Here is a 25,947-nt window from a genome sequence, read left to right as displayed (position 1 = left end):
TCGAAGCGCTGGCGCCGTCAATGGGTCGGACACGGGCTCATGAATGGTTGCCTCTTTGACCAAGGACGCCTGGACCTCATGACGAGGACACGCCCAGACGCGTACGCTCGGAGCGGCAGAGAGGGGACCGATGAGCATCGCGGGCGCGCGTGAGCGGGCGGCACGCCTTTCCGCACGGCTGCGGCGCTCCCGTCCGGGCTCGGCGATGCGCTCGCTGGCCGGCGACCTCGCCACCGCCGTCCACGCCCGGCCCGGAACACCGGAGGGGATACGGGAGTTGTGCCGGGCCCTGTGCGAGGAGATGGCCGCACTGCGCGGCGGGCGGCCGGTGGAACTCCGCTTCGAGCGCATCCCGGACGAGATCGAGGTCACCGGGCTGTGGCTGGAGTTCGCCGACTTCGACCTGGTGATCGTGGAGGAGCGGGCCGAGGCGGTGCAGCAACTGGTGATCCTCGGCCATGAGTTGTGGCACCTGCACGCCGGGCACCGGCACCCCCACCTGGCAGGCGACGCGGCGGCCCGCGCGCTCGCCGACGGGCCCGGCTGGCGGGGCACCCCGCTGACGGTGGCCGCCCGCAACGGCTCCCGGGAGGCCGACGAGGCCGAGGCGGACGACTTCGGGCACCGCCTGGCCGCCCTGTTCCGGCCCCACCTCGCCGGCCCCGGCACCGACACCGCCGCCGGCCCGGCGCAACGCGCCCTCAGCCCCGTGCAACGGACGCTCGGCTATCGCGGACACGACCGCGCGAGCGCCCCGGACGCGAACCGGGCGACCAGGAAGAGCGGAGGGGCCGACCGGTGAGCGTGGCGTTCGGTTCCCCGGGATTCCTCGGGGAGGTCTCCATCTCCTTCTGGATCCCCACGGCCGTCCTGACCGCCGCCCTGGCGATCAAGCTGCCCAGCATCATCAGGATGTGGCGGGACCCGATGCTGCGTGCCGTCGGTGGTCTGCTGCTGTTCGCCTGCGGGGTCTTCGTCTTCGCGGCCCCGCGGACCATCGCCTGGACGAACCGGGTCACCGGGGTGCCGAACATCTCGGCGCCCTGGGTGTACTCGCTGCTCACCGCGCTGTGCGCGTCCTGGCTGCTGCTGATCATCGCCTGGCGCAACGGCCGCTCCGACCGCTCGGCCCGGACCCGCCGGGTGACCCGCTGGGTCGTCTGCGTCTACGCGGGCGTCGTCGTCGCCCTGTGGGTGCTGTTCGCGCTGGCGGACGTGCCCGAGGAGCGGCTGCGGGACATCGACACGTACTACGCCAACACGCCCTTCATGCGCGAGGAGATCCTGCTCTACCTCGTCGCGCACACCGTGGCCTGCTCCATCACGGCCCGGCTGATCTGGAACTGGATCCGCACCGACGGACTCGACGCGTGGCTGCGCTGGGGCCTTGGGCTGCTGGGCGTCGGCTACGCCACGAACCTGTTCTTCGACGCGGCCAAGCTGACCGCCGTCGTGGCCCGGTGGACCGGCCACGACCTGGACTGGCTGAGCACCAACGTGGCGCCGGCGGGCGCGTGCGTGTCCGCCACCCTGGTCGCGGTGGGCTTCATCGTGCCGCACGTCGGCCAGTACCTTCACGAGCGCTGGAACGTCCGCCTGCGCCACCGCGGCCTCGGCCCGCTCTACCGGCTGACGCGGACCGTCACCGGCGAGCGTGAGCCCTTCGCGCCGCACGCTCCCGCCGAACTGCGCCTGATCCGCCGCGAGACCTTCATCCGCGACGCCCTGCTGCAACTGTCCCGGCACCTCGACGAGGACCTGCGCGGGCGTTCGTACGAGGCCGCCCTGGCCCTCGGCATCGAGCCCGCCCGGGCCCGGGCGCTCGCCGCCGCCGTGACCCTGCTCGACGCGGCCGGCGGCGAACGGCCGCCGCGGGCCGACGGCGCCGGCTCCCCGTCCGGCCCCGACACGGCGTATCTGCTCCAGGAGATCCAGGCCGTGTCCGAAGCCCTCCGCCACCCCGACGAGATCACGGCGGTACGCGCCCGCGCGGCCGCCCCGGCAGAGAGCGTGCTCGCGCATGAGTGAACGCCCCTCCCCCGCCAGAACCGCCGTCGTGCTGGGGGGATCCCACACCGGCATGCTCGCGGCGCGCGCCCTGGCCGAGTTCGCCGAGCGGGTGCTCGTCGTCGAACGCGACGCCCTGCCCGAGGGTCCGGCACCCCGCAAGGGTCTGCCGCAGGCCCGGCACGCCCACATGCTGTGGTCGGGCGGCGTACGCGCCGTGGAGGAGCTGCTGCCGGGTACCACCGAGGCGCTGAAGGCCGCGGGGGGCCGCCGGCACCCGGTCACCACCGGCGTCGTGGCCCTCTCCTCGCAGGGCTGGTTCCGGCGCTGGCCCGAGTCCCACCATGTGCTCCTGGCCGGCCGTGACCTGCTGGACGCCACGATCCGCGCACAGGTCCTCGCCGACGAGCGGATCGACCTGCTCGACGGCACCGAGGCCCTCGGTCTCACCGGCACCGGCGCCGCGGTCACCGGCGTACGGATCCGGACGCGGGACGGCGCCGAACGCACCCTGGCGGCCGGCCTCGTGGTCGACGCGACCGGACGCGGGTCCCGGACCCCGCACTGGCTGGCCGGCCTCGGACTGCCCGCCCCGGAGTGCCGGGAGATCGACCCGGGCGTCGTCTACGCCAGCCGGCTCTTCAGCGCCCCCGAGGCGGCCCGGGACGGCTTCCCGGTGGTCAACCTGCAGTCGGAACCACGCGGCGGCGGCCCCGGCCGCTCGGGCTTCCTGCTGCCCATCGAGGACGGCCGCTGGATCGTCACCCTCACCGGCACGCGGGGCGGCGAACCCTCCGCCGCCAACGAGGACTTCATCCCCTTCGCCCGCGAGAAGCTGCGGCATCCGCTGCTCGGCGAGCTGCTGGAGCGCGCCGAGCCGCTGTCCGACGTGTCGGTCACCCGCTCCACGGTCAACCGCCGGCACTTCTACGAGCGCATGCCGGTCTGGCCCGAGAACCTCACCGTCCTCGGCGACGCGCTCGCCGTGTTCAACCCGGTCTACGGCCATGGGCTCGCGGTCGCGGCACAGGGCGCGGTGCGGCTCCGCACGGCGATACGGCGGCACGGCTGGGGCACGCCGGGACTGGCGCGGCGGGTGCAGCGGGCGGTCGCCCGTCCGGTGCGGGCGGCGTGGGATCTCGCGCTCGGCCAGGACGTGTTCTACCCCGGCGCGACGGAGCAGGGCCCCAGTCTGCGGGACCGGCTCGTCTCCGCCTACGTCGACCGTCTGATGTACACCGCGACGGGGAACGGCCGTATCGCGCGCCGGGTCACCGACGTGACGTCACTGGAGCGGGGGGCGCAGGTCCTGCTGACACCGGGCGTGCTGCTCGCGGCCGCGGCGGGGCCGCTGCAACCCCCGCTGGCGGGGCCCCCGTTGACGGCGGAGGAGCGGAAGGCGGCGGGGGTGGTGTAGGCCGCCGCTGTCCCGCCGCCGTGGGCGGCGAAGCCCCCTGCCGGGTCAGCCCTGGAACGCCGGCTGGGGCAGCCCCTGTCCCGCCCCCGGGATCACCAGCACCGAGCCCGACAGGGGGTGCGGGCCGGACAGTCCGGTCCGGGCCGTCGTGACGTACAGGTCGGTCAGCGCGGCGCCGCCGAACGCGCAGGCCGTCGTACGGGGCGCGGGCACGCTGATCACCCGGTCGAGCCTGCCGTCCGGCGTGTAGCGCCGCACCGCGCCCCCGTCCCACAACGCCACCCACACGCATCCGTCCGCGTCGACCGTCAGCCCGTCCGGGAAACCCGCGCCCTCCTCGATCTCCACGAGTGGCCGGCGGCCGTGGACCCGTTCGCCGTCGTACTCGAAGACGTCCACGCGGCGGGTCGGGGAGTCCACGTAGTACATGAGGCGGCCGTCGGGGCTCCAGCCCGTGCCGTTGCTGACCGTGACGTCGGGCAGCACCGTCCGCACCGCCCCGTCGCCGGTCAGCCGGGTCAGCGTGCCGCCGCCCGTCGCCTCGTCGTAGCGCATCGTGCCCGCCCACAGCGAGCCGTCCGGCGCCACCGCGGCGTCGTTCGCGCGGCGGCCGGCGACCGGCTCGTGGTGCAGCCAGTGGAACGTGTCGTCGGGGTCCAGCAGGCCGACGCCGTCGCGCAGGTTGAGCACCAGGCCGCCGCCCGCGCGGGGCTTGGCCGCGCCCACGTGCTGCTCGGTCGTGCGCACGGTACGACGGCCCGTGGCGGGGTCGTACGTGTGGACGCGCATGCCCAGGATGTCGAGCCAGATCAGTCGGCCCGTGGCCGGGTCCCAGGTCGGGCCCTCGCCCAGCTCCGCCCCGGCCCGAACGGCGACCTCGTACCCGGCGCTCACGCCGCGCTCCGGTGGCCCAGCCGCTCGGACAGCTCCGCCGCGCCCTTGGCGGCCAGCTGCTCCAGCTCGGCCCGGCGCTCCTCGCTCCAGCGGATCATCGGGACCGAGACGGAGAGGGCGGCGACGACCTGGCCGGTGCGGTCGCGGACCGGGGCGGCCACACAGCTGACGTCCGGGTTGGACTCGCGGCTCTCCACCGCCATGCCCCGCTGCCGGATCTCCGCCAGCGCCTCGCGCAGTACGGCGGGCTCGGTGATGCTGTTGGGGGTCATCGCGGTCAGCTCGGCGTCGTCCGGGATCCGTGCGGCGAGCTCCTGCTCGGGCAGCGAGGCCAGCAGCATCTTGCCGACCGAGGTGCAGTGGGCCGGCAGCCGGCGGCCGGCCGCGGAGACCATGCGGACGGCGTGCGTGGAGTCGACCTTGGCGATGTAGATGACGTCGGTGCCCTCCAGGATCGCCACGTGCACCGTCTCGTCGCAGGTCTCGGCGACCGAGCGGGCCACCTGCTGGCCCTCGGCGGCGAGGTCGAGCTGCTCGGCGTAGCGGCTGCCGAGCTGGTACGGGCGTACCCCGAGCCGGTAGCGTCCCGGCTGCCCCGGCACCTGCACGATGTACGACCGTGCGGCGAGCGTGGTGACCAGCTCGTGCACGGTGGTGCGCGGCAGCTGGAGCCTGCGCACGATGTCGGGGGCGGAGAGCGTCCCGTCCCCGTCGAGGAACAGCTCAAGAATGTCGAGAGCCCGGGTCACGGCAGGCACGAGGCGTCCCACGTCCGGCCCCCTCCCTTTGGGTCTAGGCGCCCACTGGAACCTCGCGTTCGAGATATCAACAGGCGATCGGCATGACGAACACAGGCTAGTCATCGAGGCATGCGCGGGCAATGGCCGGGAGGCGCCGGGCACCATGAGTGCCATGGATGTCGACTTCCAGCTGGTACTGCTGCGCCGCATGGCCGACCACAATCCGGAGCTGGTCGAGGACGCCCGGCGGGAGCTGGGTGCCTCGGTCGCGGACATGCGGGAGGCGAACAGGCGCTGGCAGGCGATGGTCCGCTCGCCGAGGTCCCGGTCCGCCGCCGCCCGGTACCGCTCGGTCCTCGGCGCACCCGAGTCGGTCCTCCCCCGGCGCCTCGGCGACGTCGACTGCGAGGCCCGGCGCTGGGTCCTGCCCCTGTGGCCCGGTCTGCGCTTCGAGGTGCTGGTCGGGCCGGACGGGGCCGTCTGGAACGAGTGGCTGGTGCGCGCGCCGGGCGCCGGGGCGCCGAAGCTGGAGACCCTGGACGACCTCGTCCCCTGGTCCTGCACGGTGGACGAGGCCGCCCGCGCCTTCGCCCCGGCCCGCCCGCTGGAGGGCACGGCCCCCACCCGCTGGGGGCTGGCCTTCACCGCGCCCGACCGGGACGGCGCACGGCACGAGGTGGTCGCCGAGTTCACCTGGGGCCTGCTCCAGCGGACGGCCGTGCTGACCTAGTGCCGCGTCGGGGAACCTCTGCCCCGTTTGTGTTCATCGGCGGCGTGCTCGCGGGACGCTACCGCAGAGCTGCCTTCAGGCGGCCAGCTGCGCCAGCGGCTCGGCCGGGGCGAGTGAGCGGGCGCCGGCGAATGCCTGGTCCGGGAGCATGGTGCGTGGGCCCGGATCGTCCAGGTAACGCGGCAGGACCGTACTGGACACCGTTACAGCGGCCATGGCGGGCGAGGAGACCGGCACCGACCTGCCCCGTTCACTCCGCTCCGCTGCGCAGCCTCTGCCCGCACCGCCTACGCGCCGAGCACGTCGGCGAGTTGGGTGCGGGAGCTGATGCCGAGCTTGGGAAACGCCCTGTAGAGGTGGTGTCCCACCGTGCGCGGGCTCAGTAGCAGCTGGGTGGCGATCTCCCGGTTGGTCGCGCCGGTCGCGGCGAGCCGTACCACCACGCGCTCCTGCGGACTCAGCCGCGCGAGCGGCGAGTCCGCGGCGAGCGCCGGGTCGTGGTGCCCGCCCGCCGCCCGCAGCTCGGTCCGGGCCCGCCGCGCCCACGGCCGGGCGCCCACTCGGTCGAAGCGCTCCAGCGCGGCGCGCAGCCGCTCGCGCGCGTCGAGCTTGCGGCGCTGCCTGCGCAGCCACTCGCCGAAGAGCAGCTCGGTGCGGGCCCGCTCGAAGCTGTCGTCGGCCGAGTGCAGGTCGAGGGCGGCGAGGTAGTGTTCCTCGGCCTGGGAATCCGGTCCGGCAAGGGCCCGGCAGCGGAGGAGCTGCGCGTCGACCGCGGGCTGCCGGAGGGCGTCCGCGCAGACCGCGAAGGCATCCGCGGGCGCCTTCGCCCGCTCCGGGCGGCCGGCCCGCACGGCTGCCTCGACCAGGTCGGGCAGCAGGTGACGGGCCATCAGCGCGTGACCGGCCTCATCCCGCGCCGTCTCCAGCCGCTCCAGCGCCCGCTGGCTCTGTCCGGAGCCGAGGTCGAGCAGGCCCAGCGCCCACAGCGCGTCGGAGGTGCCCCGGCCGACGCCTCGCGGGCGGGTGTACTCCAGGGCCATGTCGGCAAGTTCACGGGTGCGGTCCTCCTCACCGCGGGCGGCGGCCAGCACGGCGAGCAGGGCGCGCAGGTGGGCGACCCGGTGGTGGAGGTCGTAGTAGTCGGCGAGCCGGAGCGCCTCGGCGGCGTGCGCCTGGGCGTCGTCGCGGCGGCCGAGCGCGAGCTCCACCTGGGCGAGCAGGTGCAGCGTGGTGGGCAGCCAGCCGCCGACGCCGTGGTCGCGGCAGTGCGCCACGGCGGCGGAGCCGACCCGGTGTGCGCTCGCGTGGTCGGCGAGCAGATGGCAGTAGTGCCCGGTCATCAGCCGGTCCATCAGGCTGGCTTCATCGCGGTCGCAGGCGGTCACCAACTCGGCGAGCAGCCGCCGCGCGCCACGGACGTCGGGGTCAGCGGGGACGTCGTCCGCGGCCGCATCCTCGTTCTCGTGCCGGGTGGCCGCCGCGTCGGCGAAGAGGTGTGCCGGCACCGCGAGGACCCGCAGATCGGGTGCGCGGGCCGCGATCCGGGCGATCAGCGCCGCGTCCCCCGCGGCGAACGCCGCGTGCAGCGCGTCCGTCAGCAGCACGGGGAGTTTGTCGGGGCGCTGCGCGGCGGTCGCGTCCGCGCCCTCGGCGAGGATCCGGGCGGCCCGCGCCGGGCTGCCGAAGCCGAGCTCGACCACGGCCCGCACCCGGGCGAAGTCCGCCGCCATTCCAGGATCCTGCAGCGGCTGCGGCACCTGGTCGGCGAGGGCCCCGCAGCGCTCGTCCTGTCCGGCCTCGCCGGCCCGCTGCGCCGCGCCGATCAGACGCCTCGCCCGCAGCGCCGGCTCTGCGGTCAGCTGAGCGGCCCGCTCGTAGGCAGCGGAGGCCGACGCCATTGCCTGCCGGCTGCCCGCCCACTCGGCGACCTGCTCCAGCTCCGTGGCCACCCGCTCGTCCGGCCCGGTCGCCGCCGCGGCCAGGTGCCAGGCACGGCGGTGCGCGTGCCCGGCGCCGTCCAGCGTCTGCGCCAACGCCAGATGCGCCGCGATCCGCTCCGCGAGCGGCGCGCTGCGGTAGGCGGCGAACCGAACCAGCGGATGCCTGAAACGCAGCCCTGTGCCGGAGACGGCCAGCAGCCCGGCCCGCTCGGCGGGCGCCAGATCGTCGACCGATCCCCCGGACCGGGCCGCCGCCGCCAGCACTGCGGCCAAGTCCCCGGTGTCGTCCGCGGCGGCCACCGCGAGGATCCGGCGAGTGGCCTCGGGCAGCCGGCGGATCCGCTCGGCGAGCGACTCCTGCAGCCGGCTCGGCAGCGCCGACGACACCTCCGGCAGGACCAGCGGCCCCAGTTGGCCGGACCGCTGCGCCGGGGTGAGCGCTGCTGACAGCTCCCGCAGCGCCAGCGGATTGCCTTGCGCCTGGCCGATGATCTGCTCGGCGACGTGCGGCGCGAGCCCGGGCAGCAGCGCCGCGGCCGCAGTGCGGTCGATGCCGGTGATGTGGAGCCTGGGCAGCGCCCGCCCGGTGCTGCCGGGCGAGTCGCCGCGGGCGGCGAAGAGCATCGCAACGCCCTCGGCGCGCAGCCTGCGGGCGGCGAAAGCCAGCACATCCACAGACGGCCGGTCCAGCCACTGAACGTCGTCGACGAGACACAGCAGGGGCGTGTCGGCGGCGGCCTCGGCCAGGACGGACAGCGCGGCGAGGGCGACGGTCAGCCGGTCCTGCACCGGCGCGTCGACGAGGCCGAAGACGGAGCGAAGCGCCTGGGCCTGCGGGGCGGGCAGCCGGTCGAGCACCTCAAGGATCGGCAGGAAGAGCTGGTGCAGCCCGCTGAAGCCCAGCTCCATCTCGGACTCGATACCCTCCACGCGCAGCACCCGCAGGCCCTCTGCGCGGGCGGCGGCGTGCTCGAGGAGCGCGGTCTTGCCGATGCCTGCCTCGCCATGCAGCAGCAGGACGCCGCTCTCGCCGCGCAGGGCGTCGGCGAGCAGCAGCTCGATCCGCCGCAGCTCCTCGTCGCGTCCCTGCATCCGCCCTCCGGATCTGCCAACCCGGCCACCGTCGGGCCTCGTTGACCGTCACTGTACGCGGCCCGGGCGGGACGGACCGGGGACGAACCCGAGGACGGCGACCGCTGCGCCTACAGCGCTCGCTCCTGCTCTGCCACCGGCGCCGACCAGATCATCCGGATCTGCGTGGTCCGGTAGCCGGCCCGGGCGAAGGCCGCCGCCATCGGGGCGTTCCCGGTGTCGGTCGTGGCGGTGATCAGTTCGGCGCCCGCCTCCACATGGCTCCGGGTGACCTCGGCCAGCAGGTCGTCCACATAGCCGCGGCCTCGGAACTCGGGCAGCACACCGAGGAATCCGACGTTCCGGGCGTAGGGCGTCGCGGAGGGGATCGCCAGTCCGGCGAGCCGCCCGTCGGGGCCGTACGCCAGCCGCCACCACTCCCGCTCGCCCGGGCAGCCGAGGTAGAACTCCAACTCCTCCCGGGCGGCCGCCTCGACGCCCATCGCTGCGACGTTGCGGCGGGTCTCGTCGTCCAGGCTGCCGACCGCGATCCTCCGGAACATCCCGAGGAACTCCTCGTCCGATGCGGGGGCGAAGGTGAGTCGGCTCCCTCCCCCCGGCAGCGCATCGCCGACGGCCCACTCCAGCCGCAGCCGCTCCACTTCGTGGCTGAGGCCGGCGGCCCGCGCGGCGCTCCGGCGCCAGGCCACCGCGTCCGCCGCCACCGCATCGTCGCGCCAGCCGACGGGCAGCGTCAGGTTGTACAGCGGCGGCTTCGGCGCGCCCGCGGCGGCGAACGCCCGCAGCCCGGCGGTGAGCAGCCCGGTCGCCACCCGGGCCCGGTCGCCCGCCCCGGGCTCGACGTGCAGGCAGTCCAGGGCGACCGGGTGGGCGCTGTCCGCCCGGCCCCACCACAGGGCGCGGGCCAGCAGCCGGCCGTCGCCGTCCTCGGCGATCCAGGTCCACTCCGGCCGGTACATCCCCTGCCCGAGCTCATCCCGGTAGCGGTCGGCGTCGATCCAGCCGACGGGTTCGGTGACCGTCACCGCGGCGACTCGGTCGGCCTCGGCCCGGGTCGTGGGTCGAAATAGCATCGGTGCTCCTAGTGTCGGACGTAGCTGGTCAGGGTGGTGCCGGTGCGGAAGACCCGGGTGTCGCTGAGCAGCCAGTCGGCGGGGGCGAAGGGAGCGCGGAACAACGGGATGCCGCTGCCGGACACCACCGGGTAGCGCTTCAGCACCAGTTCGTCGATCTCCCCCAGCAGCTGCCCGGCCAGGCTCGCCCCGCCACACAGCCAGATGCCCGCGCCCGGCTGCCGCTTGAGGCCGCGGACAAGTTCCACCGGGTTCCCCGACACCACCTCCACCTCGGGGTCGGTCCGGGGCAGGGTGGCGGAGAAGACGTACTGCCGCAGGTGTGGATAGGGGCTGGTGACGCCGATCCGCAGGGCGGGCTCATAGGTGGCGCGGCCCATCAGGATCGTGTCGAAGACCTTGTTGGGCACGTCGGCCAGACCCAGTGCCTCGCGGGCGTGGGCGGGGATCGTCTCGGGGTACTCGCTGAGGATCGCGTCCTTCAGGTCACCGTCGAATCCGGATGGATCGGTCTCCCCGTCCGGTCCGGCGATGAAGCCGTCGAGGCTGCAGCCGATGTAGTAGGTGAGCCGGCGCACGGGCCGCCTTTCACTTCGCTGGGTGACCGTCGGTCCGCGGGCGGCCGACGAGGACAGCCCGAACCTAGGCTCCGGTCACCGCCCCGGGCATCGGTCACGACGACCCAATGTGCCAGTCCGCGTTGCCGGCCTTTCCGGCTGCCGTGGTCAGCCGTCGACCTGGACAGCTCCCGGACCGCGGCGGCGCTCCGGACCATCCGCCCGTGCTGTGAGCACATGGGTCACCGGGCTCGGAGCGATCGTGCGGCGTGTGGGCGGTCCCGCTCCGACAGTCGCCGGCAACGGCACCGAGGGCAGGAGCACGCCAGGACTGAGTCGTGGCTGCCGCCGTGGACAGGGCGAACGTTGCCTGATGCGGCACTGGCTCAGGCGTCGAAAGCGGTGGCCCGGGTGCGCTTCTCCCAGGCGGTGACCTCCTCGCGGACCTGATCGAGGTGGCCCAGGACCGCGCCCACGCCGTCCTCGCCGAGCGGCAGCCGCAGCGGGGTGTCCTCGGCGTCCAGCGCGGCCAGGATCAGGGCGGCCGCCTTGGCCGGGTCACCGGGCTGGCTGCCGTGGCCGCCGGCGACGGCGGCGCGGGTCTCTCCGACCCTGCCGTACACCCCGGTGTCGGAGCTGACCCCGGCCCGGTCGGCCTCGAACAGCGAGGTCCGGAACGCGCCCGGCTCGACGACCAGCACCTTGACGCCGTACTCGCGCACCTCGTCCACGAGCGCCTCGGACAGGCCCTCCAGGGCGAACTTCGTCGCGCTGTAGGCCCCGAAGCCCGCGACGGACATCTGGCCGCCCATGCTGCTCATCTGCACGATCGCGCCGGAACGCCGCTCCCGCATGTGCGGCAGCACCGCCCGCACGAGGGCCGCGGGGCCGAAGAAGTGCAGGTCGAACAGGGCGCGCAGCTCGTCGTCGGTGGTCTCCTCGACGGCGCCGACGTGGGTGCGTCCCGCGTTGTTGACCAGCACGTCGATCCGCCCGTGCCGGGCCACGACATCCCGGACCGCCTCCTCGGCCGCGGTCACGTCGGTGACGTCCAGGCGCAGCGCCTCCACCTGGTCGGGATGGGCGGCCACCAGGTCCGCCAGGGCCTCGGGACGCCGGACCGCCCCGACCACCACGTCACCGGCGGCGACGGCCGCCTCGGTGATCGCCCGCCCGAAACCGCTGCTCGCCCCGGTCACCAGCCACACCTTGTTCATCAGGACTCCCCGTCACTGTCTTCGTCTGCATGCCGGACACGGACCACACTGCGGCCGCATGCCGTTGCCCGTCCAAGACCCTCGGTGATAACCATCGGCTATGACGGACGTCCACGCACGGGATCTGCGCTACTTCGTCGCCGTCGCCGAGGAGCTGCACTTCACCCGCGCCGCCGAGAGGCTGTACGTCTCGCAGCCCGCACTGAGCAAGCAGATCCGGGCACTGGAGCGGCAGTTGGGGGCGGAACTGTTCCGGCGCGACCAGCACGGCGTCGCGCTGACGGGTGCCGGTGAGGCGCTGCTGCCGCACGCCCGGCGGGTGCTGGCCGCGTGGGAGGCGGGAGCGGCGGCCGTGGAGGCGGCCAAGGCGGCCCAGCGCAGCACCCTGGTGGTGGGCATGAGCACCAGTCCGGGCCGGGGCGGGCTGCTGCCGGCCATCCGTTCCCGGTTCACCGCCGCGCATCCCGGGGTCACGGTCCGGCTGCGCCAGATGAGCTGGGACGATCCGACGGCGGGCCTGGCGGACGGCACGACGGACGTCGCCTTCGTCTGGCTGCCGCTGCCCGACGAGGAACGCTACGCCTGGACGGTGGTCGCCGAGGAGCCCCGGCTGCTCGCCCTGCCCGAGTCGCATCCGCTCACCGCCCACGCCGAGATCGACTTCGCCGACCTGCTGGACGAGCCGTTCCTGGCCCTGCCCGGCAGCGCGGGCCGGCTGCGGGACCACTGGCTCGCCCTGGACGCCCGCTTCGGCCGGCCGCCCCGGATCGGCGCGGAGATCTCCGGGGCGGAGGAGACGTACGAGGCGCTGGTCGCGGGCCTGGGCGTCTGCCTGGTGGCCGAGGGCAACGCCCCCCTGATCACCCTGGGCGGAGTCACCACCCGGCGGGTCCGGGGCGTCGGCCCGAGCCGCTATGCGCTGGCCTGGCGCCGCGAGGACGGGAACCGGCCCCTGGTGAGGGCGTATGCGCAGGCCTGCCGGGCAACGGTCGGCCGAGCGCACGCCGAAGGGACGGCACGTCAGTAGGCGCGGACGGCCTCCACGACCCGTTCCAGCGACCCCGGATGCAGCCACAGGAACAGGTTCGGCTCCACCAACTCCAGCTCCATCAGCCGGGGTTCACCGTCCTCCCCGTCCACGAGGTCGACGCGTGCATACAGCAGCCCGTCCGCACCGGGCACCACGGCCAGCGCCTTCTCGGCGACGGCGACTTCGGCCTCCGTCGGCTCCCAGCGCTCCAGGCCGGGGTGCGCCACCTTCTTGGCGTCGTACGGCGTGCCCGGCGTGAGCACGGCGCCCTTGCGGCTCGCGTGCAGCAGCCGGCCGCCGAAGAACTGCAGCGCCCGCTCCCCGCTGACGTCGATGCCCCGGACGTACGGCTGCACCATCGCGGTGAAGCCCTCGGCGTGCATCCGGGCGAGCTGCCGCACGGCCTGCTCGTGCCCGTCGGGTGTGTAGCGGGCGGCGAACCGGGCGCCCGCGCCCGAGGTCGGCTTGATCACGTACTCGTGGTCGTCGGGCAGCTCGGCCGGCTCGCCCGGCGCCACGTACCGCGTGGGGACGGTGGGCACTCCGGCCGCCGCCAGCTCGCCGAGGTAGCGCTTGTCGGTGTTCCAGCGCACCACGGGCGCCGGATTGGCGAGCCGGGTGAGCGCGCCGACCCGCTCCACCCAGGCCGCGAACTCCGCGGCCCGCCAGCTGTAGTCCCAGGTGGAGCGGATCACGACGAGGTCGTAGCGGCCCCAGTCCGCGTCGGGGTCGTCCCAGTACCGGGCCTCGGCCTCGGCCCCGGCCTCGGTGAGCGCCCGCACCAGCTCCGGCAGATCGGTGTCGTGGCTGGGCTCGGCGCCGGGGTCGTAGGTGGCGAGGGCGATGCGGGGCACGGCGGCCTCCCTGTCGTACGACGGTTCGATCAAGCGAGGCTAACAACCGGCACCGTCCGGCATGAAGCGGATATCGGCTTCTCCGGGCGGCCCGGGGGCCGCCGCGCTCGCCGGCGGCCGAACCGCGGCTCGCGGCGGACTTGAGCGCGGTCGTCGGGACGGGGCTCCTGGTGTAGGAAGGGTGCGACGGTCAAGCGACAGTCCCACAGTTAGGAGTGCGCCGCGTGTCCTCCCTCTTCCCCGCCCTGACGGACGGTCCGGGCGAGCGCAGCGAGACGGGGGTCCCCCCGGACGAAGTCCGGGGGAAGATCGCCCTGCGGTTCGGCGAACGGTCGTTGACGTACGGCGAGCTGGCCGGGGCCGCCGGTGCGCAGGCCGCCCGGCTGCGCGGCGCCGGCCGGGTCGCCGTGTGGGCCACGCCGGAGCTGGAGACCGCCGTCGCCGTGACGGGCGTCCTGCTCGCCGGGGCCGCCGCGGTGCCGCTGAACCCGAAGTCGGGCGACAGGGAACTCGCGCACATCGTCTCCGACAGCGCCCCGACGCTGGTCCTGGCCGCCCCGGACGCCGAACTGCCGCGGGCACTCGCCGGGTTGGAGCGGCTCGACGTCGACGCGTCCGCCCCCGGCACCACACCCGCCGACGACACCGCCTCGGACGAGGACCCGGCGCTGATCGTCTACACCTCCGGCACCACCGGCCCGCCCAAGGGTGCCGTCCTGCCCCGCCGGGCCCTCGCCACCACCCTGGACGCGCTCGCCGACGCCTGGCGGTGGACCGGCGACGACGTCCTCGTGCACGGTCTGCCGCTGTTCCATGTGCACGGGCTCGTGCTGGGCACCCTGGGACCGCTGCGGCGCGGCGGCAGCGTCCGGCACCTGGGCCGGTTCAGCACCGAGGGCGTGGCACGGGAGCTGAACGCCGGCGCGACCATGCTGTTCGGGGTGCCGACGATGTACCACCGCATCGCCGAGGCCCTGCCGGCGGACCCGGAGCTGGCCAAGGCGCTGGGCCGGGCCCGCCTGCTGGTCTCCGGCTCGGCCGCGCTGCCCGTGCACGACCACGAGCGGATCCTGGCCGCGACCGGGCGGCGGGTCATCGAGCGGTACGGCATGACGGAGACCCTCATGAACACCAGCGTGCGGGCCGACGGGGAGCCGCGCCCCGGGACCGTGGGCGTACCGCTGCCCGGTGTCGAGCTGCGGCTCGTGGAGGAGGACGGGACGCCGATCACCGCGCTCGACGGGGAGAGCGTCGGCGAGATCCAGGTGCGCGGGCCGAACCTGTTCACCGCGTATCTGAACCGCCCCGACGCCACGGCCGCCGCGTTCACCGCCGACGGGTTCTTCCGCACGGGCGACATGGCCGTCCGCGAGCCCGACGGCCAGGTGCGGATCGTCGGCCGCAAGGCCACGGACCTGATCAAGAGCGGCGGGTACAAGATCGGTGCCGGCGAGATCGAGAACGCGCTGCTGGAGCACCCGGGGGTGCGGGAGGCCGCGGTCACCGGGGAGCCGGACCCGGACCTGGGCGAGCGGATCGTGGCCTGGATCGTCCCGGCCGACCCCCAGGCGCCGCCCACGGCCGAGGAGTTGGCCGACCACGTGGCCCGCCGCCTCGCTCCGCACAAGCGCCCCCGTGTCGTCCGCCACCTGGACGCGCTTCCCCGCAACGACATGGGCAAGATCATGAAGCGGGCGCTGGCCGATGCCTGAGCGACACTCGGCCCGGGAGATACTGAACCTGGTCGCGGACCACGGCACCTTCACCGAACTGCCCTGCCCCCCGCGGCAGTCGGGGCCCGACGGCCCCCTCGGATGGCACGGTTACGACGCCTCGCGCGCCCGCGCCGCCGCCCGCACCGGCGAGGAGGAGTCGGTCGTCTGCGGCACCGCACACGTCGAGGGCACCCCGGCCGTGCTGATCGCCTTCGAGTTCGGCTTCCTGGGCGGCTCCCTGGGCGAACGCACCGGAGACCGGCTGGAGGCGGCGTACACCCACGCCCGCGCACACCGTTCGCCGGTCGTGTCGTTGATCGCGACCGGGGGCAGCCGGATGCAGGAGGGCATGCTCGCGCTGGGCCAACTCCAGCGCGTGGCCCGCCAGTCGACGCTCACCCGCGAGGCCGGGCTGCCGCAGATCGCGGTACTGCGGGACCCGACGACCGGTGGCGGCTGGGCCACGCTCGGCGCGGGCGCGGACGTCGTGCTGGCGCTGCCCGGCGCCCAGGTCGGCTTCGCCGGCTCCCGTGTCCGCCCACCCGACGCCGACCCGGCCGCGTACACGGCGGAGTCCCAGCTGGCGGCGGGTTCGGCGGACGCGGTGGTCGGTCCGGCGGAGCTGAAGGAGACACTGGGGGCGTGGCTGCGCCTGCTCACCTCCCCGTCCGCCGACGCGCCTGCCCCACCACCCGCGCCGAGCGGCGCCGGCCTCCCGGCCACCGGCTGGGACGCCGTCCGGCGGGCCCGCGACCCCCGACGCCCCCGCGCCCACACCTACCTGGACACCTACTTCACCCACCGCCGTGACATCAGCGGCGACCGCTGCGGTGGTACCGATCCGGACGGCGTCGTGTGCGGGTTCGGCGAGCGGGACGGCCATGCCGTGGCCTATGCCGCCCAGACCGGGGCGCCGACCCGCCCGGCCGGCTTCCGGACCGCGGCCCGTCTGATCCGGCTGGCGGACCGCCTCGGCATCCCGGTGCTGACCCTGGTGGACACCCCGGGCGCCGCGAACGACGCGGCGGCGGAGCGGCAGGGTGCCGGCGCGGCGATCGCGGAGGTGTTCGGCGCGGTGGCCGCCGCCCGGGTCCCGATCACCACACTCGTCATCGGCGAGGGCGGCTCCGGCGGGGCACTGGCGCTCGCCGCGCCCGGCAACACCTGGGCCACCCCGGACAGCTACTTCTCGGTGATCGCCCCCGAGTTGGCGGCCGCCATCCTCAAACGCCCGAAGGAGCAGGTGGAGACGACCGCCGACCAGCTGCGCATCCGGCCGCAGGACCTGGTGGAGCTGGGGGTGGTCCGGGGGATCGTGTGAAGCGCCCCTGCCGGCAGCCCGCTGAGCGCTATCTCACCCCCACCGCCCGCACGAGCTCCTGCGTCACCGAACCGCCCTTGTCGTCGTGGGCGGAAGCCCGCAGCGACACGGACGTCGCGCCGCGCGGCACGGTCAGCGTGCCGCGCCAGGAGGTGCCCTCGCCCGTCAGCGGGACCGACCGCCATGTCGCACCGTCGTCGTACGACACCTCCAGCCGGCCTTCCCCCGGCGTCCCCGTCCCGGTGGCCTGCGCCATGTACGACGCCCCGAGCCCCACCGGAACCCGCCGCCCGCCCCGCACGGTCCCCGCGAGATCCGTCCCGATGTCGTACGCGAGATTGATCAGCGGCAGGGAGGTCCAGTGATCCTCAGGAGTGGCGGCCGAACGGAACGTCCACTCACTGTGCCCCGTCGAGCCCAGCGGCCAGCGCCCCGCGTCCAGCCCGGTGTCGGTGACGACCTTGTACGTGTGCTCGTCGGCGGGGGCGTCCCAGACGTACGCGGCGGAGCCGGTGCGCTGGTCGACGAGCGTGCCGTCGAGGGAGACGGCGGTGGTCTGGCGCATGCCGCTGTCCTCGCTCCACACGTCACCGAACCCGGTGTGGTCCGGGCCGGAGTCGCCAAAGCCGGGGGTGTTCAACTGGATCCGGTTCCCGGAGCGTTGCTGGCCCCAGCCGAGCCCGGTGCCGAGCCAGGGGTGCCACAGGGGCCGGAACCAGTTCAGCACCGGGCAGGAGCCCCCCTCGTACCGCACCAGGCCGCTGCGCTCCTCCAGGGTGCCGTCGCCGATCGTCACGGACTCGTGCCAGAGCTGGCCGGGGCCGGTGGAGACGTAGTCGGTGCGCTCGGCGGGCAGGTGGATCCGTTCCTGGAAGCCGAGGCCGACGGGGAAGGCGTCGGTGAGGGAGTAGCGGAACTCGCCGCCGTCGGCCGGCCGGGCCGCGTGGAACCTCACGCGCAGCGCGGCCAGTTGGCGTGTGCCGGGCGCGTAGGTCAGGTCCCGGTCCGGGACGGCGCCCCGGTGGCCCTCGGACAGGTCGAACACGTACGGGGAGTCGGGGGTCCCGGTCATGTCGACCCGGCCGGCCGCGCGGAGCCGGGCGGCGTCCGCGGCGTTCACCGTGGCGATCTGCAGCGGCCGGTCGGCGTTGTCGTCGGTGCCCCACCAGGCCATCAGCCGGCCGGGCGCGTCGTCCGTCACGAACAGCGCCCTGGCGCCCGCGTCCTGCGCGGCCCGGGCGAGTGCGGCCGGGTCGGCGCCGTCCGCGAGGTGGGCGAGCACCGCCTTGCCCAGGACCCCGGTGAAGGGGCCGTCGCCGGCGTCGACCAGCGGCAGCCTGGTCCGGCCCGCGATCAGCGTGCCGCCCGGCTGGACGGTCGCCTCGCCGACGCCCCTGACCTGCAGCTGCGGTTCGGCCAGCCGCCACACGGTCCGGTACTCGAAGCTGCCCCCGGTGACCTCGGCGGTGGGGGCGGCGAAGACGCTGTCGTAGGTGAGGGGCACCTGGACCGCGCTGAAGAGGTCGGCGCCGTTCGCCTGCCGGTCGTACTCCATGACGAGCTGGTGGGTCTCGGTGCGCCGGTCCACCTCGGCCTTGATCTCGCGCAGTTTCCGGCCGTCCAGGGTGACGTCCTGGTCGCGGTCGAGGGTGATCTCGGGCGCCGTGAGGAAGCCGAGGCCGAGGGAGTCGGCGCCGTGGCTGCCGCGCACGTCGAGGAAGGTGGCGAGCGAGTAGGTGCCGGGCTCCAGCCGCAGCCGGAGGGTCCCGGAGTCGCCGACGTGGGCCGGCTGGGCGTCCTCGCCCGCCGCGAGGCGCTGCACGGTGAGGTCGGCGGGGGCGGGCGCGCCTGCGCGGTCCTTGACGTGGACGGTGAGCGTGTACCGCTCCTCCTCCTTGACCAGCCCGAACGCGGTGTGTGTCACGGTGCGGCCGGTCTGGTCCGCGGCCACGATCTGCCCGCTGGTCTCGCCGGCCGGTGCCCTGGCTCCGTCGCCGGTGACCGTGGTGGAGGCGGTGCCGTGCGCCGGGACGGTGAGGGCGGAGTCGGCGAGGGTGGCGACACCGTCCGGGGCGCCGTGCACGGACAGCCTCAACTCGACCGGCTTCTCCGATGAGTTGGTGTAGGTGACGGTCCGGGTCACCGGCTTGTCCGCGTCGTACGGCCAGCCGTGGAAGCCGAGGTCGGCGCTGCCGGTGGCGGTGACGGCGGCCCCGACGGCATCGGGCACGCTCACACGGCCGGCGCCCAGCGCGTAGACGGGGGCGTCGAGTTGCTTGGAGCTGGACATCAGCGCGTCCTTCAACCGCGCACCGGTCCAGTCGGGGTGCTCCTGGGCGAGGAGGGCGGCGGCCCCGGCGACGTGCGGGGTCGCCATGGACGTCCCGCTCATGGAGGTGTAGGAGCCGCTGCCGGGGACGAGCTGGGAGCGGGCGGCGAGGATGTCGACGCCGGGAGCGGACATGTCGGGCTTCAGGGCGTTGTCGCCGTACCGGGGTCCGGCGCTGGTGAAGTAGGCCGCCTGGTCGGTGGAGTCGACCGCGCCGACGGTGAGGGCCGCGTCGGCGGCGCCCGGTGAGCCGATGGACGACGGGGCGCCGGTGTTGCCGGCGGCGACGACGAAGAGCGCGCCGGTCTCCTGGGAGAGGGTGTTCACGGCTTGCGCCATGGGATCGGTGCCGTCGCTCGCCTCGGCCGAGCCGAGGCTCATGGAGACGATCCTGGCGTGCACGTCCCGCGCCGCCCACTCCATCCCGGCGATGACCTGGGACTCGCTGCCCGTGCCCTGGTCGCTGAGCACCTTGCCGACGGCGAGGGCGGCCTCGGGTGCGACGCCCTTCTCCTTGCCGTCGGAGGCGGCCCCGCTGCCGCCGACGGTGGAGGTCACATGCGTCCCGTGCCCGTTGCGGTCGGCGACCTCCTGACCGTCGACGAAGCTCCTGGCCGCGGTCACCCGGTCCGTGAGGTCCGGATGGCCGAGGTCGGCCCCGGTGTCCAGGACGGCGACGGTGACGCCCTTGCCGGTGAGCCCCGCGGCCCAGCCCGCCGGTGTGCCGATCTGGGCGTTGCTCTCGGCCATGTCGGCCTTCACCCTGCCGTCCAGCCACACCTTCTCGACGCCGTCGTGGTTCGTGAACGACCGCCAGAAGGTGCGCCCCTTGCCGGCCTCGACGGCGGCCCCGCGCACACTGGGCAGGCTCCGGGTCCGCTCGGTCCCGGCCGGGGTGACGGCCCGCGCGCTCCTGCCGTAGGTCACGATGAGCGGCAGCGCGTCCGTCCGGGCGTCCGTGAGCCCCTGCCGGATCAGCCCGCTCACGTCGAACAGCCGCCGGTCCAGCGTCCCGGCCCGCAGGTATGGCAGCGCCTCGTCCGGTACGACGGTGATCACGCCGTTGCCGACCTGCGTCCGTACGGCCCCGGTGGCGCCCTCGGCCCGCTGGACGGTGACCGTCTTCTTCCCGTGCCCGAGGTCGGTGACGGTCGCCTTGTCACCGGTGACGAGGGTGACGGTGGTCGCCGTGGTGGTGCTGCCCGGGGTGTGCGGGGCCCTGTTCGCGGCCGCCGGCACCGGCCCGGCCGGCAGCAGGGCACCCACCAGCCCCGCCACCAGCAGTACGGTCCCGCGTCCGGCCCGTCCTGGTCCTCTGGTCATCCACGCCTCTTCTCGTCGGGGTGTCTGTCCGAGTGGCTCGCGTGCTGGAACGAGTGTCATGTGCGGGGTGCTACCGGGGTGTTGACGTGTACTGGCGGGAAGGTGCCGTGACGGTTTCCCGCCAGGGCCGTGGTCCGAGTGCCGCGCCTGCCGCCACCGGCCCTCTACCTCTCCTGTTCGCCTTCCGGACCGTCCGACGCGCCCGGAACCGCGAAGACCCCCCATTCAGCGGCACCCCGCCCGGCCCCCTCCAGAGGGCGCCCGCCCCCACCTCCCGCGCAGGATGCAGTGAGAGGCCCGCCAACCGGCCGGGCGCACCGAGGCCCGCGCACCGGGAGGATCCACCGTGACCGTCCGTCTGGAGCAGTTGCGCCGCTGCCACTTCGCCGTCGACCTGGGCGCGGCCCGCACCCGGGTGTATGTGAAGGGCGCCGGTCTCGTCGTCGACCAGCCCTCGGTCGCCGCCGTGAACACCCGCAGCGGGGCACTCATAGGCGTCGGCGAGTTCGCCGAGCAGATGACGGGGCGGACGCCCAGCTACATCCGGGTCGTCCGGCCCATCTCCGGCGGCACGGTGGTCGACATCGAGATGGCCCAGCGCATGCTGCGGCAGCTGCTCGGCGACAAGACCCGCCGTGCCCTGCGGCGCAACCTGCGACTGCGGGCCGCCGCGTGCACCCCGCACGGCGCCGATCCGCTGGCCCAGCGGGCGACCATCGAGACGCTGGTCGGGCTGGGCGCGCGCCGGGTCGAGCTGGTGGACACGCTGATCGCCGCCGCCGTGGGGTGCGGGCTGCCCGTCGAGCGCCCCGAGGCCACCATGATCATGATGTGCGGGGCGGCGGCCACCCAGGTCGCGGTGCTCTCGCTCGGGTCCGTCGTCACCGCCGAGCGGATCCCGGTGGGCGGCGAGGCCGTGGACCAGGCGATCGTGCAGTACCTGCGCCACGCGCACAAGCTGATCCTGCCCAGTCAGTCGGTGCGTCCGCTGCAACTGGCCCTGTCCGGCAACGGGCTGACCGCGCAGGGCCCGAGCGCCACACAGATCAACGGCCGGGACGTGGTCACCGGGCTGGCGCGCAGCGTGACCGTCGACACCGCCGCCGTGCGGGGCGCGATCCAGACCCCGCTGACCGCCGTTCTCGACGGCATCGGCAAGGTGCTGCGCGACTGCCCGCCCGACCTGGTCGCCGACCTCGCCGACCGCGGGATCACGATGGTCGGCGGTTCGGCGCTGCTGCCCGGCTTCGACCACATGCTGCGGCAGGCCACCGGGATCCCGGTGTTCATCGCCGAATGCCCCGAACTCTGCGCGGTCGAGGGCATCGGCGCCATGCTGGAGGGCCGGATCGAGCCGCTGGTCCTGAACCCGCTGGCCGCCTGAGCCGCGCACGGCACGCCGTACGGCCGGCGATCCCGTCCCGCACCTGCCGCCGCTGCTCGAAGCGGTCCTCGGGGTCGGCTCCGAGCCCGGACTGCGCGCCACCCTGCAGCGGATCGTGGACGGCGCCGCCGAACTGGCCGGCGCCCGGTACGCGGCGCTGGGCACCACCGGCCCCGCTCAGGACCAGCTCGCCGAGATCCGTACGGCCACGCCACCGCTCGGGGACGCCGCCGGCCCGGACGTGCCGGTCCTGGCCGACGGCGAGCCGTTCGGACGCCTGCACCTGGCCGGCCGGCGTGGCGGCGGCCCGTTCACGGCCGAGGACGAACACAGCTGGCAGGACCGCTGTGCTGACACGGCAGACTGCCTACCGCGGCACTGCCCGCCGCGCCAGCAGCACCACCGCACAGGCGCCGGCCACGAGGAGGACGTACCCGGACGCGGCCAGGGAACCCACCGTACCCAGCACCGCCACCCCCAACGCCGACCCCGCCTGGCGGATGCCGTTCAGCGCCCCCTGACTCGTCGCGGCGTACTCCGCGGGCGCCGCGACGGCCACCGCGGCCGCGGCCCCGGGAATGGACAGCGTGCCGGCCGCGGCGAGGGCCGCCTCGGCGGCCACGATCAGCGGCAGCGTCGAGGCGCAGGCCAGCAGCGCGCCGGCGAGCACGGTGGCGGACATGCCGGCCAGCAGGACGGGGCGGGGGCCGTGGCGGGCCACGAGCCGGCCGGTGAAGAACGGCATCACGCACACCGGGAAGACCATCGGCAGGGCGGCGAGACCGGCGTCGAACGGCGTCAGACGGTAGGTGTGCTGGAGCCATACGGCCAGCTGGTACAGCCCGCCGAAGTAGGCGAAGCAGGACACCGCGGCGGCGACCATCGCGGTCCGCACCTTCGGCAGGGCGAGCAGCGCGGGCGGCAGGACCGGGGCGGCGGCCCGGCGCTCCACGGCGGCCAGCGCGGCGAAGCAGCCGAGCGCGGCGGCGAGCGGCACGAGCGCCGGCGGCGCGCCCCAGCCCTCGATGCCGGCCTCGACCAGGCCGAAGGTGAGCAGGCCGAGCCCGGCGGTGGACAGGACGAGCCCCGGGCGGTCCAGGGCGCGGGCGCCCCGGGCGGGCGGCGCGGGCAGCCGGCGGGCGAGGAGCAGCGCGGCCACGGCGAGCGGCGGGTTGACGAGGAAGACCAGCCGCCAGCCGCCGAGTTCGACGAGGGCGCCGCCGAGCACGGGTCCGGCGGCGGCGCCCAGCCCGCTGAGTGCGGTCCAGGCGCCGATGGCCCGGGTGCGGCGGGCGGGGTCGGGGTTCAGGTGGATGAGCAGGGCGACGGAGGCGGGCACCAGGCCGGCGCCCGCGGCTCCGAGCAGCGCGCGGCCGGCGATCAGCGTGCCGGGGCCGGGCGCGAGGGCACAGGCCACGGACAGGGCGGCGAACAGGCCGAGGGCCACGGTGTAGACGCGGCGGGCGCCCCAGCGGTCGGCGATGACACCGCCGGCCAGGAGCAGCCCCGCGAAGACGACCGTGTAGGAGTCGACGGTCCAGGGCAGCGCGGCGGCGGCCGGGCGCAGCGAGGTCTGGATGTCGGGGACGGCGACGTTGAGGATCGAGGTGTCCAGCAGGACGAGCAGATTGCCGGTGGCGATACCGGCGAAGGTGAGACCGGAGATCTTCCCGGGCGTCCTGCCGAAGCTGTTCCCGGGGGCGCTGCCGGAACCGGGATCGGTGGCCGGTGCTGGTGGTCTGGCGGCGGAGTCGGCTGTGGTCATGGGCGCAGCCTGTCCCGCTGGGCGCGGGTGCCGCGACGCCGTGATCGCGATGGCCCCATCGAAGAGTCCGATGGGCTGGTTACCCTGGTCGCCGTGGACTCCCGCTATCTGCGCGCCTTCGTCGCGGTCGTCGAGCACGGCGGCATCTCCGCCGCCGCCCAGGCACTGGGCTACGCACAGTCCAGTGTCAGCGCCCAACTCAAGCGGCTGGAAGCCGACTTGGACGTGAGCGTGCTGGTGCGGGCCGGGACGGGTGCGGCGCTCACCGAGGCCGGCGCCCGGCTGCTGCCGTACGCCCGCGAGTCGCTGGAGCTGGAGGAGCGGATGCGGCGGGCGGCCCGCGGCGACCGGCCGCGGCTGCGGATCGGCGCCCTGGAGTCACTGGCGCACGCGTGGCTGCCCGAGGTGCTGGCCGCGCTGGAGTACGGCGCGGGCGGCACGGACGCCGCCGCGGACGTGGTACTGACGGTGGCTCCGCGCAGGGCGCTGGAACAGGACTTCGCGGCGGGCCGGCTGGACCTGGTGTTCGAGTACGACAACGGCGTCCGCCCGGTCCGTCCGCACGCGGTCGTGGGTCACTGCCGTTCGGTGCTGGTGGCGGCGCCGGGCCATCCGCTGGCCCGGCACGAGACGGTGACGCCCGAACAACTGCTGGACCACGCGTTCCTGGTGGCCGAACGGGGCTGCACCTGCCAGATGCTGGTGGACCGTTTCGGCCAGGACCTGCTGGCCGGTGCCCAGCAGACCCTGCTCCAGGGCTCGATGGCGGCGCTGCTGCGGCTCATCGGACACGGCCACGGCATCACCCTGCTGCCGGAGCTGACGGTCACTCGGGAGCTGCAGGAGGGCGAACTGGTCGAACTGCGGCTGGCCGAGCGGATCCGCCCGGTCAGCATCATCGCCCAGTGGCACCCCCGCCTGGGCCCGGCCGAGAGCACCGTACGAGCCCTGCTGGCGGTGGCCCACCGAGCGGACCCGCTGGGCGCCGCGAAGTGAGGCACCCCAGAGGGGCGCGGGGCCGCCGGTGACCCGCGGCTCCGCCGCGCGGGCGCGAGCAGCCACGGCCGAGCCGCGCCCGGCGTCCGCCGGACCCGCCACGGCGGGAAGCCGCATCACCGGGCCAGGTAGCACCGGACGGTCGTCCCCGCCGCCCCGGTGTGCACCCGCACCAGATCCGCCAACAGATTGACCAGCAACAACCCACGCCCGCCCCGCTGGTCCCGGGAGGCCGGCCTGCGGCCGGCGAGCGGGTCGGCCAGCCGGCCCTTGTCACGCACCTCGCACAGCACGTACCCGCCCTCGGCCCACACCGTCAGCACGCCGGTGCCTCCGCCGTGGATCACGCTGTTGGTGGTCAGCTCGGCGGTGACCAGCGCCAGGTTCTCCAGCCCCAGGCCGGCCAGGCCCAGCCGGGCGCCGTGCCCGGTGGCCAGGTGCCGAGCGGCCGAGAGGGAGTCCTCGTCGAAGGCGGTGGTGAACACGCCCGTGCCGTCGCCGGGGGCGGGCGGCAGCGGCTCGTTGTAGCGGGCGACGACGTCCTCGGGGTCGTAGGCCTCGCTCGGGCGCTGCGCAGCGCCGCCGGCGGGGATGACGACCGGATGGGTGGCGTGGGCGTCGGCGAGCGCGCGCCCGTCCAGCCGGGCGGTGTCGTACGGGCACAGGATGGTGACCTCGCGGCCCTGGAACGCGGCGTTGATCAGCGCCTCGTGCTGGGCACAGGCCGGGTACTCGGCCGGGCTGCGGCCCGCCCAGACCGGCTCGCCGATGATGTGGACGCGCCGGCCGGCCGGCTGGGCGTCGGCGAAGGCGCGCAGGACACCGGGGATGATCCGGCCGGGGTTGCGGCCGGCCTCCCGCATGTCCAGGAACCGTACGGCGTCGCCGTCGGCGCCCAGCGCGTCCTGGATCAGCCGCAGGTTCTCGCCGGGCACGGCGATCGCGACCGGTGCGCCGGCCGCCAGCGCGTCACGGACGAAGGGGACGGTGCCGGCCAGGTACTGCTCCGTGTCCGCGTAGAACAGCGCGGGGTGCACGAAGGGCTCGACGGGGTCGACGGATTCCGTCGTCGTGGTCATGACGTCGACACCTCGATCGCTGGGAGTCCGGGCCACAACAGCCCCAGAACGCGGGACAACGCGGCCGGCGGACGGTCCAGCACCAGCCGTCGCTCGCCGAAGCGCCGGGCGGCGTCCGCGAGTGCCTCGGCCCCGGCGACATCGACGAAGGACAGCGCGGAGAGCTCCACGTAGTACACGTCCCCGTCGTCGCGCACGGCATCGTCCAGCGCGCACTCCCAGATGCGGTGTGTGGGCAGGCTCACCTCGCCCACCGCGCGGAATCCGGTCCGCCCGGTGAGCGGGAACACGTCGAGCCCGGGGGCCGGCACGCCGTCGGCCGACCGCCGGGGCCGCACGACCTCGGGTCCGCTCACTCCTTCTCCCACTCGCACAGCTGGAGAAGTGCCCAGTATGCCGCGCGACTCACCCGCCGGGGACGGATCCGGGCGCGCGGGTGTGAGCGCGGGCGCGGAGGGCAGCCGAGCAGCGAGGCACCGCGAGG

The 25,947-nt window shown here is 74.8% G+C and carries 21 protein-coding genes; 9 read left to right on the top strand and 12 right to left on the bottom strand.

The features are described 5' to 3' along the window. The first annotated feature begins 130 nt into the window (after positions 1-130). From ACZ7HQ_RS02330 to ACZ7HQ_RS02320, 3 genes are read left to right on the top strand one after another with little or no spacing between them, the layout of a single operon-like run. Positions 131-802, top strand: a complete 672-nt coding sequence (locus ACZ7HQ_RS02330) for a toxin-antitoxin system, toxin component family protein (RefSeq protein ID WP_470983572.1) — start codon at positions 131-133, stop codon at positions 800-802. Beyond that, on the top strand, positions 799-2,028 hold the full coding sequence (locus tag ACZ7HQ_RS02325; RefSeq protein ID WP_470983571.1) for an MAB_1171c family putative transporter: 1,230 nt from the start codon (positions 799-801) through the stop codon (positions 2,026-2,028). Before ACZ7HQ_RS02330 ends, ACZ7HQ_RS02325 begins: the two co-directional genes overlap by 4 nt. Next, positions 2,021-3,424, top strand: coding sequence for an FAD-dependent oxidoreductase (locus ACZ7HQ_RS02320; RefSeq protein ID WP_470983569.1), 1,404 nt, complete (start codon positions 2,021-2,023; stop codon positions 3,422-3,424). Before ACZ7HQ_RS02325 ends, ACZ7HQ_RS02320 begins: the two co-directional genes overlap by 8 nt. Before the next feature lie 45 nt (positions 3,425-3,469). On the opposite strand, the gene ACZ7HQ_RS02315 is transcribed toward ACZ7HQ_RS02320, so the two are convergent. Then, the gene (locus tag ACZ7HQ_RS02315) at positions 3,470-4,318 is read right to left on the bottom strand and encodes an SMP-30/gluconolactonase/LRE family protein (protein WP_470983567.1); all 849 of its coding nucleotides are present in this window, start codon (positions 4,316-4,318) and stop codon (positions 3,470-3,472) included. After that, positions 4,315-5,088 carry an IclR family transcriptional regulator gene (locus ACZ7HQ_RS02310; protein ID WP_470983564.1) on the bottom strand — a complete coding sequence of 258 codons (774 nt, stop codon included), beginning with the start codon at positions 5,086-5,088 and terminating at the stop codon, positions 4,315-4,317. The genes ACZ7HQ_RS02315 and ACZ7HQ_RS02310 overlap by 4 nt, the downstream gene beginning before the upstream one ends. Positions 5,089-5,230: 142 nt before the next feature. On the opposite strand from ACZ7HQ_RS02310, the gene ACZ7HQ_RS02305 reads away from it, so the two are divergent. Then, on the top strand, positions 5,231-5,788 hold the full coding sequence (locus ACZ7HQ_RS02305) for a hypothetical protein (protein ID WP_470983563.1): 558 nt from the start codon (positions 5,231-5,233) through the stop codon (positions 5,786-5,788). A gap of 75 nt (positions 5,789-5,863) precedes the next feature. Here ACZ7HQ_RS02305 and ACZ7HQ_RS02300 read toward each other — a convergent pair whose 3' ends face one another. From ACZ7HQ_RS02300 to ACZ7HQ_RS02280, 5 genes are all read right to left on the bottom strand, one after another. Beyond that, positions 5,864-6,004, bottom strand: a complete 141-nt coding sequence (locus ACZ7HQ_RS02300; protein ID WP_470983560.1) for a hypothetical protein — start codon at positions 6,002-6,004, stop codon at positions 5,864-5,866. Positions 6,005-6,075: 71 nt separating this feature from the next. Beyond that, the gene (locus ACZ7HQ_RS02295) at positions 6,076-8,820 is read right to left on the bottom strand and encodes an ATP-binding protein (protein ID WP_470983558.1); all 2,745 of its coding nucleotides are present in this window, start codon (positions 8,818-8,820) and stop codon (positions 6,076-6,078) included. Positions 8,821-8,930: 110 nt separating this feature from the next. Continuing rightward, positions 8,931-9,893 carry a GNAT family N-acetyltransferase gene (locus ACZ7HQ_RS02290; protein WP_470983555.1) on the bottom strand — a complete coding sequence of 321 codons (963 nt, stop codon included), beginning with the start codon at positions 9,891-9,893 and terminating at the stop codon, positions 8,931-8,933. Positions 9,894-9,901: 8 nt separating this feature from the next. After that, on the bottom strand, positions 9,902-10,471 hold the full coding sequence (locus ACZ7HQ_RS02285; RefSeq protein ID WP_470983552.1) for a dihydrofolate reductase family protein: 570 nt from the start codon (positions 10,469-10,471) through the stop codon (positions 9,902-9,904). Positions 10,472-10,836: 365 nt separating this feature from the next. Further along, positions 10,837-11,667 (bottom strand): oxidoreductase, encoded by an 831-nt coding sequence (locus ACZ7HQ_RS02280; protein ID WP_470983550.1) that lies wholly within the window; start codon positions 11,665-11,667, stop codon positions 10,837-10,839. A gap of 100 nt (positions 11,668-11,767) precedes the next feature. Between ACZ7HQ_RS02280 and ACZ7HQ_RS02275 the strand changes: the two genes are divergently transcribed. Further along, the gene (locus ACZ7HQ_RS02275; protein WP_470983549.1) at positions 11,768-12,694 is read left to right on the top strand and encodes a LysR family transcriptional regulator; all 927 of its coding nucleotides are present in this window, start codon (positions 11,768-11,770) and stop codon (positions 12,692-12,694) included. Here ACZ7HQ_RS02275 and ACZ7HQ_RS02270 read toward each other — a convergent pair. Further along, positions 12,688-13,551, bottom strand: coding sequence for an ATP-grasp domain-containing protein (locus ACZ7HQ_RS02270; RefSeq protein ID WP_470983547.1), 864 nt, complete (start codon positions 13,549-13,551; stop codon positions 12,688-12,690). The two genes, ACZ7HQ_RS02275 and ACZ7HQ_RS02270, sit on opposite strands and share 7 nt — an antisense overlap. Before the next feature lie 224 nt (positions 13,552-13,775). On the opposite strand from ACZ7HQ_RS02270, the gene ACZ7HQ_RS02265 reads away from it, so the two are divergent. Further along, a complete protein-coding gene (locus tag ACZ7HQ_RS02265; RefSeq protein WP_470983544.1) occupies positions 13,776-15,263 on the top strand; it encodes an acyl-CoA synthetase in 1,488 nt (495 codons plus the stop codon). Then, entirely contained in the window at positions 15,256-16,587 is a 1,332-nt protein-coding gene (locus ACZ7HQ_RS02260; protein WP_470983542.1) for a carboxyl transferase domain-containing protein, read from the top strand. The genes ACZ7HQ_RS02265 and ACZ7HQ_RS02260 overlap by 8 nt, the downstream gene beginning before the upstream one ends. A 28-nt stretch (positions 16,588-16,615) precedes the next feature. On the opposite strand, the gene ACZ7HQ_RS02255 is transcribed toward ACZ7HQ_RS02260, so the two are convergent. Beyond that, positions 16,616-20,239, bottom strand: a complete 3,624-nt coding sequence (locus tag ACZ7HQ_RS02255; protein ID WP_470983540.1) for a S8 family serine peptidase — start codon at positions 20,237-20,239, stop codon at positions 16,616-16,618. Positions 20,240-20,585: 346 nt separating this feature from the next. Between ACZ7HQ_RS02255 and ACZ7HQ_RS02250 the strand changes: the two genes are divergently transcribed. Beyond that, the gene (locus ACZ7HQ_RS02250) at positions 20,586-21,623 is read left to right on the top strand and encodes a rod shape-determining protein (RefSeq protein WP_470983538.1); all 1,038 of its coding nucleotides are present in this window, start codon (positions 20,586-20,588) and stop codon (positions 21,621-21,623) included. A gap of 367 nt (positions 21,624-21,990) precedes the next feature. Here ACZ7HQ_RS02250 and ACZ7HQ_RS02245 read toward each other — a convergent pair whose 3' ends face one another. After that, complete coding sequence (locus tag ACZ7HQ_RS02245) at positions 21,991-23,388, bottom strand: MFS transporter (RefSeq protein ID WP_470983535.1); 1,398 nt, start codon at positions 23,386-23,388, stop codon at positions 21,991-21,993. A 93-nt stretch (positions 23,389-23,481) separates the two neighbouring features. On the opposite strand from ACZ7HQ_RS02245, the gene ACZ7HQ_RS02240 reads away from it, so the two are divergent. Next, positions 23,482-24,384, top strand: coding sequence for a LysR family transcriptional regulator (locus ACZ7HQ_RS02240; RefSeq protein WP_470983533.1), 903 nt, complete (start codon positions 23,482-23,484; stop codon positions 24,382-24,384). Between the two features lie 116 nt (positions 24,385-24,500). On the opposite strand, the gene ACZ7HQ_RS02235 is transcribed toward ACZ7HQ_RS02240, so the two are convergent. Then, complete coding sequence (locus ACZ7HQ_RS02235) at positions 24,501-25,463, bottom strand: anti-sigma factor RsbA family regulatory protein (RefSeq protein WP_470983531.1); 963 nt, start codon at positions 25,461-25,463, stop codon at positions 24,501-24,503. Continuing rightward, on the bottom strand, positions 25,460-25,819 hold the full coding sequence (locus ACZ7HQ_RS02230) for an STAS domain-containing protein (RefSeq protein WP_470983529.1): 360 nt from the start codon (positions 25,817-25,819) through the stop codon (positions 25,460-25,462). Before ACZ7HQ_RS02230 ends, ACZ7HQ_RS02235 begins: the two co-directional genes overlap by 4 nt. Positions 25,820-25,947 lie beyond the last annotated feature (128 nt).

It is taken from the genome of Streptomyces sp. NPDC037290, assembly GCF_055603245.1.
Note: the sequence above shows the minus strand (reverse complement) of the source record. Positions and strands in the feature narration are given on the sequence as shown.

Coding starts and splice junctions, on each gene's coding strand:
- ACZ7HQ_RS02330 (WP_470983572.1), top strand. CDS start 131: ATGAGCATCGCGGGCGCGCGTGAGCGGGCGGCACGCCTTTCCGCACGG.
- ACZ7HQ_RS02320 (WP_470983569.1), top strand. CDS start 2,021: ATGAGTGAACGCCCCTCCCCCGCCAGAACCGCCGTCGTGCTGGGGGGA.
- ACZ7HQ_RS02305 (WP_470983563.1), top strand. CDS start 5,231: ATGGATGTCGACTTCCAGCTGGTACTGCTGCGCCGCATGGCCGACCAC.
- ACZ7HQ_RS02300 (WP_470983560.1), bottom strand. CDS start 6,004: ATGGCCGCTGTAACGGTGTCCAGTACGGTCCTGCCGCGTTACCTGGAC.
- ACZ7HQ_RS02295 (WP_470983558.1), bottom strand. CDS start 8,820: ATGCAGGGACGCGACGAGGAGCTGCGGCGGATCGAGCTGCTGCTCGCC.
- ACZ7HQ_RS02290 (WP_470983555.1), bottom strand. CDS start 9,893: ATGCTATTTCGACCCACGACCCGGGCCGAGGCCGACCGAGTCGCCGCG.
- ACZ7HQ_RS02280 (WP_470983550.1), bottom strand. CDS start 11,667: ATGAACAAGGTGTGGCTGGTGACCGGGGCGAGCAGCGGTTTCGGGCGG.
- ACZ7HQ_RS02275 (WP_470983549.1), top strand. CDS start 11,768: ATGACGGACGTCCACGCACGGGATCTGCGCTACTTCGTCGCCGTCGCC.
- ACZ7HQ_RS02260 (WP_470983542.1), top strand. CDS start 15,256: ATGCCTGAGCGACACTCGGCCCGGGAGATACTGAACCTGGTCGCGGAC.
- ACZ7HQ_RS02255 (WP_470983540.1), bottom strand. CDS start 20,239: ATGACCAGAGGACCAGGACGGGCCGGACGCGGGACCGTACTGCTGGTG.
- ACZ7HQ_RS02245 (WP_470983535.1), bottom strand. CDS start 23,388: ATGACCACAGCCGACTCCGCCGCCAGACCACCAGCACCGGCCACCGAT.
- ACZ7HQ_RS02235 (WP_470983531.1), bottom strand. CDS start 25,463: ATGACCACGACGACGGAATCCGTCGACCCCGTCGAGCCCTTCGTGCAC.